Source organism: Streptomyces sp. DSM 118878, from assembly GCF_052936595.1.
The window spans coordinates 7,368,535-7,381,102 of sequence record NZ_CP193622.1 but is presented as its reverse complement, the minus strand read 5'-3'; the positions used below and the strand labels follow the sequence as shown (position 1 = coordinate 7,381,102).

10 protein-coding genes are annotated in these 12,568 nt (G+C 73.1%); all 10 read right to left on the bottom strand.

The window, feature by feature from the left end; genetic code table 11:
• Positions 1-49: 49 nt before the first annotated feature.
• Positions 50-1,639: a family 43 glycosylhydrolase gene (locus tag ACRAKF_RS32000; protein ID WP_447041235.1), complete on the bottom strand. Its 1,590-nt coding sequence runs from the start codon at positions 1,637-1,639 to the stop codon at positions 50-52.
• Positions 1,636-2,496 carry a DUF6807 domain-containing protein gene (locus ACRAKF_RS31995; RefSeq protein WP_447041233.1) on the bottom strand — a complete coding sequence of 287 codons (861 nt, stop codon included), beginning with the start codon at positions 2,494-2,496 and terminating at the stop codon, positions 1,636-1,638. The genes ACRAKF_RS32000 and ACRAKF_RS31995 overlap by 4 nt, the downstream gene beginning before the upstream one ends.
• Complete coding sequence (locus ACRAKF_RS31990; RefSeq protein ID WP_447041232.1) at positions 2,493-3,722, bottom strand: Gfo/Idh/MocA family protein; 1,230 nt, start codon at positions 3,720-3,722, stop codon at positions 2,493-2,495. The genes ACRAKF_RS31995 and ACRAKF_RS31990 overlap by 4 nt, the downstream gene beginning before the upstream one ends.
• Entirely contained in the window at positions 3,719-4,591 is an 873-nt protein-coding gene (locus ACRAKF_RS31985) for a carbohydrate ABC transporter permease (protein WP_447041230.1), read from the bottom strand. Before ACRAKF_RS31985 ends, ACRAKF_RS31990 begins: the two co-directional genes overlap by 4 nt.
• Positions 4,588-5,553, bottom strand: a complete 966-nt coding sequence (locus ACRAKF_RS31980) for a carbohydrate ABC transporter permease (protein ID WP_447041228.1) — start codon at positions 5,551-5,553, stop codon at positions 4,588-4,590. Before ACRAKF_RS31980 ends, ACRAKF_RS31985 begins: the two co-directional genes overlap by 4 nt.
• Positions 5,554-5,706: 153 nt before the next feature.
• Positions 5,707-7,497 (bottom strand): L-arabinonate dehydratase, encoded by a 1,791-nt coding sequence (gene araD / locus ACRAKF_RS31975; RefSeq protein WP_447041226.1) that lies wholly within the window; start codon positions 7,495-7,497, stop codon positions 5,707-5,709.
• The gene (locus ACRAKF_RS31970) at positions 7,494-8,396 is read right to left on the bottom strand and encodes a dihydrodipicolinate synthase family protein (RefSeq protein WP_447041225.1); all 903 of its coding nucleotides are present in this window, start codon (positions 8,394-8,396) and stop codon (positions 7,494-7,496) included. Before ACRAKF_RS31970 ends, araD begins: the two co-directional genes overlap by 4 nt.
• A complete protein-coding gene (locus tag ACRAKF_RS31965; protein ID WP_447041223.1) occupies positions 8,393-9,073 on the bottom strand; it encodes a GntR family transcriptional regulator in 681 nt (226 codons plus the stop codon). Before ACRAKF_RS31965 ends, ACRAKF_RS31970 begins: the two co-directional genes overlap by 4 nt.
• A 150-nt stretch (positions 9,074-9,223) precedes the next feature.
• Complete coding sequence (locus ACRAKF_RS31960; RefSeq protein ID WP_447041222.1) at positions 9,224-9,949, bottom strand: methyltransferase domain-containing protein; 726 nt, start codon at positions 9,947-9,949, stop codon at positions 9,224-9,226.
• Between the two features lie 158 nt (positions 9,950-10,107).
• Positions 10,108-12,534 carry a SpoIIE family protein phosphatase gene (locus ACRAKF_RS31955; protein WP_447041221.1) on the bottom strand — a complete coding sequence of 809 codons (2,427 nt, stop codon included), beginning with the start codon at positions 12,532-12,534 and terminating at the stop codon, positions 10,108-10,110.
• Positions 12,535-12,568 lie beyond the last annotated feature (34 nt).

The window sequence follows — 12,568 nt, the reverse complement described above, 5'->3', positions numbered from 1 at the left end:
GTCGGATCGTGAGGTGTCGGACTGTGCTGTACGTGGGTGGGTGCGGGTGTCAGTGCGTGATCCGGAAGCCGGTGAACAGGGCGGTCCCCGTGGCCCCCCGGCCCTCTTCGGCCACCGCGAACAGGCCGAGCAGGGCGCCGACCCAGCGCCAGGGCGTCGCGGCGAAGACCGGCCCCCCGGTGGGTGCGAAGCCACTGCCGGTGTCGGCGTGGAAGCGGCAGCGGGCCCCTTGCGTGACGTCGATCCGCAGCCGGGCCGTGCCGTCCGGTGCGGGGCGCGGTGGCGCGGCGTCCCGCTCCGCCTCCGCGCCCGCCTCGGCGAAGCGGTGCACGAGCCTGGTCGTGCCGTCCTCGGCCCGCTCCAGGCCGATCCAGGAGTACGCGTCGCCGAGCACCACGAGCCCGGCCCGCGCCCCGGGTGACTCGGCGTCCAGACGCAGCTCCACCTCGACGGTGCAGGGCCGCAGCGGCAGGCGCTGGGTGAGGGTGTGCGGCAGGGCGCGTACGTCGTGGGCGCGCGCCGCGCGGAGGCAGGACAGGCGGAGCCCGTCCCGGGAGTGCGACGTGGCCCAGCCGGCGCGGGGGTTGGCGGTCCACTGCCACTGGGGGCCGTGGCGGCCGCCGGGGAAGTCGTCGTCGGCGGCGGGGGCGGAGCGGGGCTGCGGCGGCAGCTCCGGTTTGCGGTGTACGTCGACGGGGGCGCCGTCGTCCCCGAGCACCGGCCAGCCGTCGGCGCCCCACCGCATGGGCTGGAGATGGACGACCCTGCCGTAGGCGCCGCGCTGCTGGAAGTGCAGGAACCAGTCCTCGCCGGCCGCGGTGCGCACCCAGCCGCCCTGGTGGGGCCCGTTGACGTCGGTGTCGCCCTGCTGGAGCACGACGCGCTGCTCGTAGGGCCCGTGGAATTCGCGGGACCTGAAGGCGCCCTGCCAGCCGGTGGCCACGCCGCCGGCCGGGGCGAGGATCCAGAACCAGCCGTCGTGGCGGTAGAGCTTGGGCCCCTCGATGGTGAACCAGCCGGGTATGCGGTCGCCGTCGACGATCACCTCCCCCTCGTCGAGGAGTTCGCGCCCGTCGGGACTCATGCGGTGGCCGGTGAGCACGTTCTTGACGCCGGACCGCGACTTCGCCCAGGCGTGCACGAGGTACGCCGTGCCGCTCTCCTCGTCCCACAGGGGGCAGGGGTCGATGAGCCCCTTGCCGGGCTTGAGGAGGTGGGGCCGGGTCCAGGGCCCGCGGATGTCCGCCGAGTTGACCTGCTGGATGCCGTGGTCGGGGTCGCCCCAGAAGATCCAGAACCGCCCGCCGTGGTACCGCAGGGACGGCGCCCACACCCCGCAGTCGTGCCGGGGCGAGGCGAAGGCCTCGGCCGGTTCGACGCGGTCCAGGGCGTGGCCGATCAGCGTCCAGTTGACGAGATCGCGGGAGTGCAGCAGGGGCAGGCCGGGGGCCCGGCCGAAGCTGGACGCGGTGAGGTAGAAGTCGTCGCCGACCCGCAGGACGTCGGGGTCGGACCAGTCGGCGGCGAGGACGGGGTTGCGGTAGAAGCCGTCACCGAGGTCGCCGGTGACGTGGGCGGGTGCGGGGCTGGGTGCGGGCCCGGCGGTCGGTGTGCCGTTCGTGAAAGTGCCGGTGCTCATGCCGTCACCGCCTTGCGGGCCAGCGCGTCGGCCTCGCCGCGGTCCAGGGTGCCGTCGGCCACGACGGTGACGATCCGGCGTACCACCGTCTCGCCCGGGGCGATCGGCAGCCGGTCGGCGGACGCCAGCGAGGAGCCGACGCCGGGGTACTCGGCCGCCCGCACGAACCACGGGTCGCGGCGGGTCTCGGCGGTGGCCCCCGCGAAGACCAGCGTCCAGCCGTCCCCGGCCAGCGCGAGCCACTTGGCGCGGGCGGCGTGCGCGGCCTCCTCCCCCTCGGCCTCCGGGGTGAAGACCCTGGGGGGCGCCGCAGCCTTGGGGGCGCGCCAGAAGTAGCCGCCGTACGCGGCGCCGGGGCGGCCGTTGGTGGCGGGGCTGCCGATGGTCAGCTCGCCGCCGGTGGCGTTGGTGAGCGAGAAGGTGAAGTCGAGCGCCCAGGCGGTGTCGGTGAGTGCGGCGGCGGCGACGGTACGCCGCTCGCGCAGCAGGACCTCACCGTCCGCCGCCCAGGCGACCTCCTGCACGAAACCGTCCGGGTCCCGCAGCTTGAACGCCTGGTGACACTGGGCCCCGTGGTTGTCGAGCTCCGTCGGCCCCTGCCCGCGCACGAAGGTCCGTCCGCCCCAGAAGTTGCGTCCCGCCACATCGGGCACGGCCACGCTCACCCCGAAATGGTGCGGGTGGTCCTCGGGGCTCGACTCGGTGACGGCGGTCCCGGAGAGGGTGGTGACGGGATGGAGGTAGGGGCGGGGCGCCGTGGTCCGCCCCGGCTCGGGCCGGACGACGTAACGTGCCACGGGCCGCCCGGCGCAGCGCAGGACGAGGGGGCCGGGGCTCTGGTGCGGGGAGATGCTCATCGCGTCCTCAGCTCGTCGTGGAAGTCACCGTGGTGGTCACCGTGGAGAGGCCGGGGGTGGGGGTGCGGGAGGGCCCAGGGCGCGCCCAGCTCCGAGTACAGGCTCAGCGAGTCCGCCGCCACCGCCACCAGGCCGTCGATGCCCTGGACGATCCGGCGCTCCGCGCGCTCCCCCGGCGCCGCCCGCCACGCCCCGGGGGGCAGCGGCTCGGGGTCCGGTGCCACCCGTACCGCCTCGACCACGCGCATGAACGCCCCGGTGGCCGCGGGCGGGGCCAGCAGTTCGGCGTGGCCGAGCACGTGGTCGACCAGGTTCCGCAGGAGGTCCGTCCTGCCGTACAGGGCGGGTGACCCCGCGGCCATCGCGGCACCGTGCCGCACCAGCACGCGGTCCTGCTTGTACCAGAAGGTGACGCGGCCCTCGCTGCCGTGCACCACGACGTACGGCTCCTCCTGCGTGTGCGCGCACAGCGTGGCGGCGACGGTGACCTTGATGCCGCCCGCCGTGGAGACCCGTACGCACGAGGTGTCGTCGGACTCGATGGCGTGGGCGCGGAAGAGTTCGGTCTCCACGGCGGTGACGTCCTCGGCGGCGGCGCTGTCCGCCAGGGCGAGGGCGGTGGCGACCGCGTGCGCCAGGGGGTTGGTCAGGACGCCGTCGACGACGTCCGCGCCGTCCAGGCGCCGCCGCCCCGACCACGGCGCCCGCCGGAAGTACGCCTCGTCCCGCACCCAGGCCCCGGCGCCGCCCACGCCCGTCACCTCGCCGATCGCCCCTTCGGCGATGAGCCGGCCGATGGCGGGCAGCGCGTGCGAGCCGAGCGACTGGAAGCCGATCTGGACGGCGGTCCCCGCCGCGGCGGCGCCGTCGGCCATCCGCCGGAACTCCGCGTACGACGGAGCGGGCGGCTTCTCCAGGAGTACGTGGACGCCGCGCGCCGCCGCCGCGAGCGCGAGGCCGGTGTGGGTCGGGATGGGCGTGCAGATGACGGCGACGGCGGCGCCCGTCGAGTCGAGCAGCCCCGCGAAGTCGTCGGACTGCGCGACCGCCCCGAAGCCGGTCAGCTCCTCGGCGTCCAGTGGGCGCAGCTCGCAGACGCCCACCAGACGGACGTAACCCTCCCGCTCCAGGCGGCGGATGTTCTCCAGGTGCCAGATGCCGTGCCCCCGGGCGCCCGCGAGGACCACGGGCAGCGGCAGCCGCGGATCGAGCGAGCGCGCGCTCATCCCTTCACCGCCCCCGCGCTGAACCCGGTGACCAGCCACTTCTGGATGAACGCGAAGACGATGACGACGGGCACCGCGGCCACCACACCACCCGCGGCGAGCGCCCCGAGGTCGACGCTGTCGGCGCCCATCAGCGTGGCGAGGCCCACCGGGATGGTCTGCTTGCCCTGGTCGCTGAGGAACATCAGGGCGAACAGGAAGTGGTTCCAACTGTGCACGAAGGCGAAGGAGCCGACCGCGATGAGGCCGGGCCGCAGCGCCGGCAGGACGACGGCGCAGAACGCCCGGAAGCGTCCGCAGCCGTCGACCCAGGCGGCCTCCTCCAGGACGTAGGGCACGTTCCTGATGAAGCCGCTGAGGAGGATCATCGACAGCGGGAGCTGGAAGACCGTCTCGGCGACGATGACGCTGGCCAGCGAGTTGATCATCTGTAGCTCGGCGAAGATCTCGAAGAGCGGTACGAGCATCAGCGCGCCCGGGATGAACTGCGAGCAGAGCAGCGCCAGCATGAACCCGCGCTTGATCCGGAAGTCGAAGCGGGCCAGCGCGTAGCCCCCGGCGAGGGCGACGAGCGTGGTCATCACCATGGAGATGACGCCGACGAGCAGGCTGTTCTGGAAGAACGTGGCGAAGCTGCGCTCGGTCCACACCTTGTCGAAGTGGTCGAAGGTGATGGGCCACGGCACGAGCGAGGTGGAACCGGTGGGGCGGACCGCGAAGAGCAGGATCCAGTAGAAGGGGATGAGGGTGAACAGCAGGTACAGCCCGAGCGGAAGGTAGATCTGCCAGCGGGGCGTCCGCCCGATGGTGGTGGACTCGTTCCCCGCGTCGGCGACGGCCTTGCGCGGCGCGGTGAGTGTGGCGGTCATTTGTCCTGGCCCCCGAACTTGCTGAGCCGCAGATACAGCAGCGAGCAGAAGAGAAGGATCACGAAGGCGATGGCGGTCAGCGCGGACGCGTAGCCGAAGTCGTGCGAGTCCACGGCGATGGACGCGATGCGCAGCGGCAGCGTCGTCGTTTCGCCCGCAGGACCACCGCCGGTGAGGGTGTAGAGCAGGTCGACGTTGTTGAACTCCCAGACCGCGCGCAGCAGCGTGGAGAGGATGATCGCGTCCTTGAGGTGCGGCAGTGTGATGTGGAAGAACTGCCGCCAGCGGCTCGCGCCGTCCACCTCGGCCGCCTCGTACAGGTCCTTCGACACGGACTGGAGGTCGGCGAGGATGAGGATCGCGAAGAAGGGGACTCCTCGCCAGAGCTCGGCGACGACGACCGCGGGGAAGACCGTGCCGGTGTCGGAGAGCCAGGACGTCCCGTACGAGCCGATGCCGACGTCGGCGAGGTAACGCGTGATGCCGGTCTGGGAGTTGAAGATCAGCAGCCAGATCGTCGAGGTGAGGACGCCGGAGACGGCCCACGGCGAGAAGACCAGGGCGCGGGCCATGGCGCGCCCCACGAAGGTCTGGTTGACGAGGAGGGCGAGCGCGAGGCCGAGCAGCAGTTGCAGCACGATCTCGACGGCCACCCACTGGAGGCTGAAGCCGAGGGTGCTCCAGAACTGCGGGTCGTCGGTGAACGCGGTGACGAAGTTGTCGAGGCCGGCGAACCCGTTGCGCCACGGCTTGGTGGGGTTGTAGTGCCGCAGGCTGTAGTAGAAGACGCTGACCACCGGGTACGCGATGAAGCCGAGCATCAGCAGGACGGCGGGGGCGATCAGCAGATAGGGCAGGCGGCGCGGGCTCGCCCCGGTCCTTCGACGGTGCCGCCGCTCCTTGCCGCGCGGCGGCTGCGCGGTACTCGGCGGCGGCTTCGCCACGGCTGCGGCCTGTGCCATGACAGTTCTCCGATCCTGGGGGTGCGTGAGGTGCGTGTGCGTGAGGTGCGTGTGCGTGGGTGAAGCTGTGGGTGAAGCGCTTTCCGCACGGCGTTCGGTATCTCGGACATACACGGGCGGGAGAGGTAGAGGTGGAGGTGGCGCGGCCGGGCGTCAGCCCGCGTACGGGTCCGGCACCGTGCCGGGACGCGCGAGGAACGCGAAGTCGCAGCCGGTGTCGGCCTGGGTGATCTGCTCGCTGTAGAGCGCCCCGTAGCCCCGCTCGTAGCGGGCGGGCGGCGGCGTCCACTCGGCGCGCCTGCGCTCCAACTCGGCCTCGTCCACGCCGAGATGAAGCGTCCGCCCCGCCACGTCGAGGGTGATGGGGTCCCCGGTGCGGACGAGCGCGAGCGGCCCGCCGACGTACGACTCGGGCGCCACGTGCAGCACACACGTGCCGTACGACGTGCCGCTCATCCGCGCGTCGGAGATCCGCACCATGTCCCGCACGCCCTGCTTGAGCAGGTAGTCGGGGATCGGCAGCATCCCGTACTCGGGCATGCCGGGACCGCCCTTGGGACCCGCGCCGCGCAGCACGAGGACGTGGTCGGGCGTGATGCCGAGGGACGGGTCGTGGATGGTCCGCTGCATCGTGCGGTAGTCGTCGAAGACGACGGCGGGCCCGGTGTGCTGGAGCAGCCGCGGCTCGGCGGCGATGTGCTTGATGACCGCGCCGTCGGGGCAGAGGTTGCCGCGCAGGACGGCGACGCCGCCCTCCCCGGCGACCGGGTTGCTCCGGGGCCGGATGACGTCCTCGTCGTGCACCCGGGCCTCGGCGAGCTGTTCGCGCAGGGTGTCGTGGGCGACGGTGGGCCGGTCCAGGTGCAGCAGGTCGGTGATGCGCGACAGGAAGCCCGGCAGCCCGCCCGCGAAGTGGAAGTCCTCCATCAGGTACTTCTCGCCGCCCGGCCTGACATTGGCGAGCACCGGCACCGTACGGGCGACGCGGTCGAAGTCGTCCAGCGTGAGCTTGACCCCGGCGCGTCCCGCCATCGCGATGAGGTGGATGACGGCGTTGGTGGAGCCGCCGAGCCCGAGGACCGTGGTCACCGCGTCCTCGAAGGCGTCGGCGGTGAGGATGTGCGAGAGCCGCCGGTCCTCGCGTACGAGGTCGACGATGCGCAGTCCGGACGCCGCCGCCATCCGGTCGTGCCCGGAGTCGACCGCCGGTACCGAGGAGGCGCCGGGCACCGTCACGCCGAGCGCCTCGGCCGCCGCGGTGAGCGTGGACGCGGTGCCCATCGTCATGCAGTGCCCGGGTGAGCGCGCGAGGCCGCTCTCCAGTTCGGTCAGCTCGCAGTCGCCGATGAGCCCGGCGCGGTGGTCGTCCCAGTACTTCCACATGTCGGTGCCCGAGCCGAGCGTCTCGCCGCGCCAGTGGCCCGGCAGCATCGGCCCCGCGGGCACGAAGACGGTGGGCAGGTCGACGCTGGCGGCGCCCATGAGCAGCGCGGGTGTCGTCTTGTCGCAGCCGCCGAGCAGCACGGCGCCGTCCACCGGGTAGGAGCGCAGGAGCTCCTCGGTCTCCATGGCGAGGAGGTTGCGGTAGAGCATCGGGGTGGGCTTCTGGAAGGTCTCGCTGAGCGTCGAGACCGGGAACTCCAGGGGGAAGCCGCCGGCCTGCCACACGCCGCGCTTGACGGCCTGGGCACGGTCGCGCAGGTGGGAGTGGCAGGGGTTGATGTCGGACCAGGTGTTGAGCACCGCGATGACGGGCTTGCCGAGGTGCTCCTCGGGGAGGTAGCCGAGCTGGCGGGTGCGGGCCCGGTGGCTGAAGGAGCGCAGTCCGGACGAGATGCCGTCGCCGAACCACTGACTGCTCCGCAGCTCCCGCCGCCCCCCGTCCCGGCCCGCGCCACCGCCCCGGCCCGCCTCCTTGCCCTGCTCCGTGTCGGGCCCGGTCATATCGACCACCCCTCGACGATCGCGGCCACCTCGGCGCGCTGGGCGTCCGCCAGGAGACTGCTCGGCGCCCGCACGTCGCGGCGGCACAGGCCCAGCGTGGCGAGGGCCTCCTTGACGACCGTGACGTTGTGCGCGGAGCCGTCGGCGGCCCGCAGCTCCTCGAAGCGGCGGATCTGCTCCCACACCTTCATGGCCAGCGGATGGTCACCGGATCGAAGCGCTTCGATCATGCGCAGCGACAGCCCCGGGGAGACGTTCACGAGCCCGGAGGTGAAGCCGGTGGCGCCCGCCGAGAAGTACGAGGGCGCGTACGGCTCGGCGAGCCCGGCCACCCACACGAAGCGGTCGAGCCCCGCGTCCCGCGCGAACCCGGCGAAGCGCGCGGCGTCCGGCACGGCGTACTTCACGCCGATGACGTTGGGGCAGGCGTCGGCCAGCTCGGCGAGGCGCGCGCCGGGCAGGCCCGCGTCACGCAGGTAGGGGACGACGCCGAGCTCCGGCACTGCCTCGGCGATCGCCCGGTGGTAGGCGACCCAGCCCGCGTCCGAGACGTAGGGGTGCACGGGCTGATGGACCATCACCATGCTCGCCCCGTACTCCCCGGCGTGCCGGGCGGCGGCGACGGCGGTCGGCACGTCGTGCCCCACCCCGGCGAGCAGCACCGCACGGCCCGCTGCCTCGGCGTGCGTCAGCTCCACGACCTCGCGGCGCTCTTCGGGCGAGAGGGCGTAGAACTCCCCGGTGTTGCCGTTCGGCGTCAGGGTGCGCACGCCGCCGTCGAGCAGCCGGCGCAGGATCACCCCGTGGGCGGCGCGGTCGATGCCGCCGTCCTCGGTGAACGGGGTCACCGGGATGGCCACGACGTCGGCGAGCGCGGCGCGCTGTGTCTCGAAGCTCACTTCGTCTGCCCCTCTCCCGGGAAAGCGCGCCGTACGAACGACTCGATGTGCTGGTGCAGGGCCTCGGCGGCCCCGTCCTGGTCCCCGTCGAGGGCGAGCCGCAGGATCTGCTCGTGCTCGGTGGCCTCGCGCGCCCACGAGGGGTCGGCGGCCCAGGCCACGGCGGAGACGAGCGCGGCCTGGTCCCGCACGCCGTCGAGGAGCCGCCCGAGCAGCGGATTGCCGCAGTCGATGTAGAGGGCGCGGTGGAACTCCCGGTTGGCGAGGGAGCGTTCGGCGGCGTCGTCGGCGTCGTCGGCCCGCTTCAGCGCGTCGCGCGCCGCCTCCAGGGGGGCGCCGCGCAGCACGGTGCGGCGCAGCGCCTCCGGCTCCAGGAGCAGCCGTACGTCGTAGACCTCGCGGGCCATGGCCGCGTCGACGGTGCGCACGGCCCCGCCCTTGTACTGGCTCATCTCGACGAGGCCGGTTCCGGCGAGGGTCTTCAGGGCCTCGCGGACGGGCGTCTTGGAGACGCCGTACTCGCGGGCGAGTTCCGTCTCGATCAGTGGCTGCCCCGGGGTCAACTCGCCCGTCAGGATGCGGTGCTTGATCGATTCGAGCACGTACTGCGTGCGCGAGGGGATCGGCACCGGGCCCGGTGCGGCAGCCACCGGGGTCGGAGTCGGGACGGACGTCATGGGCTCCCTCAGATCTCACATATCGCGTCTCATATATGACGTACGAAGTACGACGCGTTGAAGCTAGGAGGGCGACCGGAGTTCGTCAACGGTTCTGACGAAAACAATTGCGATCAGTGTCCTCGCGGGTGCGATCAGCGTCCCCGCGGGTCAGCGCGCCCGCCCCACCGCCAGCCACCGCGAGGGCAGTTGAATGCGGGAGCCCTCGGGAGTGAACTCCGTTGTGACGAGCGGGAGTTCGCCGCTCGCCAGGACGGCGAGGCCGGCCGCCGCGAGGTGCTGGGGCACGGCGTCGTCCAGCACTTCGGCGGGCGTGAGGCCATGCGCGAAAACGGGGGCGAGCTTCGGCGGCGGCCCCTCCGGGCGCGTGGCCAGGCCGAGCAGGACGGGCTTGGCCGCCTCGGAGAGTTCGACGACGAAGGCCCTGCCGCGCTCGCCGGTCAGCGCCGCGATGGCGTCGGCCAGGGGCTGCCGGTCGGCGGGGTCGCACTGGTGGAGCACGCCGCGCATGTAGACGTTGGCGTCCCCCAGCTCCTCGTGCAGCAGCCCGGCCGCGCCCTTCTCCACGGCGTCGAGCTGCCGGAACTCCGCCTCGCCCGCGGGGTCGGCGCGCCGGGCGCGCTCGATCGCGGCGGCGGACAGGTCGACGCCGACGACGCGCGGGAAGCCGCCGGCGAGGAAGCGGGTCTGCGTGCCGTTGCCGCAGCCCAGGTCGACGAGGGGCAGGCCCTCGGCCACCAGGTGGGGTTCGAACAGGGCCAGGTGCAGTGCCGCGGTGAGGGCGGGCTCGGCGTCCCAGAATACGGCGCCCTGCTCGGCGGGCGCCGCCTGCCAGAATGCCTCCCAGGCCTCCTTGTACCGACTCGTGACGCTCATGCGTGACTCCCCGGGGTGCGACGCGAAACCGCCGTAGCGGGCGGTCAGCTCGGTCTACCGCCCCCGGGGCGCGCCCACAAGGCACCCGTACGATGCTTCGGGGCCCGTCCGGCGCTCCACGGCCTCGCGCGGCCACTTCGGGGGGCCGGCGCCCGCGGTCACCGCGAGGGCAGGTCCAGTTCGCACCAGACCGTCTTGCCGGAGTCCGTACGGCTCGTGCCCCACTTACCGGCGAGCGCGCTGACGACGCCCAGACCGCGCCCGGACTCGTCGCAGGGGCCCGCGCCGAGCAGCATGGGCAGCGCGGGGTCGTCGTCCTCGACCTCGCACACGAGCGATCCCGAGCGGACCAGGCGCAGGTCGACGCGGCTGCTGCGCGAGTGCCGTACGACGTTGGTGACCAGCTCGCTGACCAGCAGTTCGGCCGTGTCGGCGAGCGCCTGGAGCGACCAGGCCCGAAGCTGCCCGCGGACCAGCTCGCGGGCCCTGCTGACCTCGCTCGGGTCGAGGGCGAACCGCCAGTGCGCGACGTCCTCGCCCGCGATGCCGTTGAGCCGGGCCATCAGGAGCGCCACGTCGTCCTTGCGGGCGCCGCCGGTGTTGAGCGCCCGGATGATCGTGTCGCAAGCGTCGTCCATGGACGCCGCGGGATGCGCGGCGGATTCGGTGAGCGTGGCGAGGCCGACGCCGATGTCCTCGCCGCGCACCTCGACGAGGCCGTCGGTGCACATGAGCAGCCGGTCCCCCGGGGCCACGCGGACGCGGACCGACTCGAAGGGGACGCCGCCGACGCCGATGGGCGCCCCGGTGGGCAGGACGAGGAGCTCGCTGCGGCCGTCCTCGGCGCGGACGAGGACCGGCGGTATGTGCCCCGCGTTGGCGAGGCACAGCTCGCCCGCGATGGGGTCGTAGACCGCGTACAGGCACGTCGCGAGATAGTGCTCGCCGAGGCGCTGCGCGAGGTCGTCGAGGTTGCGCAGGAGCTGCTCGGGCGGCAGGTCGAGGGCGGCCATGGTCTGCACGGCCGTGCGCAACTGGCCCATCATGGCGGCGGAGTTGAGACCGTGCCCCATGACGTCGCCGACGACCAGCGCGGTCCTCGACCCCGGCAGCTTCACGGAGTCGAACCAGTCGCCGCCGACCCGGCCGAGGAGCGTGCCCGGCAGATAGCGGGTGGCGATGTCGCAGCCGGGCATGCGCGGCTGGATGTGCGGCAGCATGCTGTCCTGGAGGGTGTCGGCGACGCTCTCCTGGTAGGTGTACATGCGGGCGTTGTCGAGCACGAGCCCGGCACGGGCGGCCAGTTCGGCGCCGGTGACGCGGTCCATGTCGTTGAAGACGGGCCGCTCCCTGTGCCGGAGCAGGATCATGAAGCCGAGCACCACCTGACGCGCCTTGAGCGGTACGACGAGCATCGAGCGGTGGTTGATCAGCGGGCGGATGTCGCGCTTCTCGAACTGCGAGGCGATGGCGTTGCCCATCTCCTCGGTGATGCGCGGTACGAGCACCGGGTCGCCGGAGGTCATGCACTGGAAGAACGGCGTGTGCGCGGGGAACGGCATGGACTCGCCGACCGGCACGACGTCGTCCCAGCGGCCCGGCTCGTCGGTGTGCTCCACGGCGACCCGGTGCCACAGGGTGGTCTCGTCCGGCGGGCCCTCGGGAAAGCCCTCGCCCGCCACGACCTGCTCGCGCAGATAGGTGCCCGCGACATCCGTGAAGCGCGGCACGACCGCCCTGCTGACCTCCAGGATCGTGCGCGACAGGTCGAGCGAGGAGCCGATGCGGCCGCTGACCTCGTTGAGGAACTCCAGGCGCTCGCGCACCGCCGCGTATTCGAGGTCCTCGCCCTCGTCGTCGTCCGGCCCGGGACCGGGAAGGCCGCGCGCGGCGTCCCGCTCGGCGCGCTCCTTGCGGGCCTTGCGTTCGGCCCGCCGCGCGACGCCCCAGTCGGGGGTGACGGGCACCCGGTCGTGGCGGCTGAACTCCAGGACGGGATAGCCCAGTTCGAGGACCTGGGAGGCGATGCGGGAGCCCTCCCCCACGCTCATGCTGGGCAGGATCTCGGGAAGCCGGTCCGCGAGCTCGTCGGCTTCGGGGAAGTCCGTGTGCAGGGCGAAGCCGGGAGCGATGCGCTCGACCCGCTCGCCTCGTCCTGCCCCGCCGCCCCTCGGCACGCCCTCGGCCCCGGCCGCCAGCACGAGGAGCCGCTCGGGACCCGGCCCGACCAGCGGATACGCCCACCAGAGCACATCGACGCGGTCGCCCCGCGGCCCGGGCCCCGGCAGCCGGGCGCGTCCGGCGGCCGGGTAGGAGACCCGGCGGTCGAGGGACATCTCCAGGTCGGGGCCGAGTCCGTCGTGGGCCCCGTAAGGCCCGTGGTCCTGGGGGATCGCACCGTGCACGGGCAGCAGATCGCCCACGGGGCGGCCGATGGCCTCTGCCCTGGCGCACCCGAAGAGGCGGCGCGCGCCGACGCTCCAGTGCGAGACGAGACCGGCGGCGTCGACGACGACCACGGCCAGCGGTATGCGTCCGGCCACGGCACCGCGCGCCACCGGTCCGTCCGGAGTGCCCTGTCCCATGGCCGTGCTCCTTCCGCGGCGGCGCGGAGATCTG

What these genes read in the sequence shown, in the direction of transcription:
- ACRAKF_RS32000 (WP_447041235.1), bottom strand. Translation starts at nt 1,639, where the DNA reads ATGAGCACCGGCACTTTCACGAACGGCACACCGACCGCCGGGCCCGCA.
- ACRAKF_RS31995 (WP_447041233.1), bottom strand. Translation starts at nt 2,496, where the DNA reads ATGAGCATCTCCCCGCACCAGAGCCCCGGCCCCCTCGTCCTGCGCTGC.
- ACRAKF_RS31990 (WP_447041232.1), bottom strand. Translation starts at nt 3,722, where the DNA reads ATGAGCGCGCGCTCGCTCGATCCGCGGCTGCCGCTGCCCGTGGTCCTC.
- ACRAKF_RS31985 (WP_447041230.1), bottom strand. Translation starts at nt 4,591, where the DNA reads ATGACCGCCACACTCACCGCGCCGCGCAAGGCCGTCGCCGACGCGGGG.
- ACRAKF_RS31980 (WP_447041228.1), bottom strand. Translation starts at nt 5,553, where the DNA reads ATGGCACAGGCCGCAGCCGTGGCGAAGCCGCCGCCGAGTACCGCGCAG.
- araD (WP_447041226.1), bottom strand. Translation starts at nt 7,497, where the DNA reads ATGACCGGGCCCGACACGGAGCAGGGCAAGGAGGCGGGCCGGGGCGGT.
- ACRAKF_RS31965 (WP_447041223.1), bottom strand. Translation starts at nt 9,073, where the DNA reads ATGACGTCCGTCCCGACTCCGACCCCGGTGGCTGCCGCACCGGGCCCG.
- ACRAKF_RS31960 (WP_447041222.1), bottom strand. Translation starts at nt 9,949, where the DNA reads ATGAGCGTCACGAGTCGGTACAAGGAGGCCTGGGAGGCATTCTGGCAG.
- ACRAKF_RS31955 (WP_447041221.1), bottom strand. Translation starts at nt 12,534, where the DNA reads ATGGGACAGGGCACTCCGGACGGACCGGTGGCGCGCGGTGCCGTGGCC.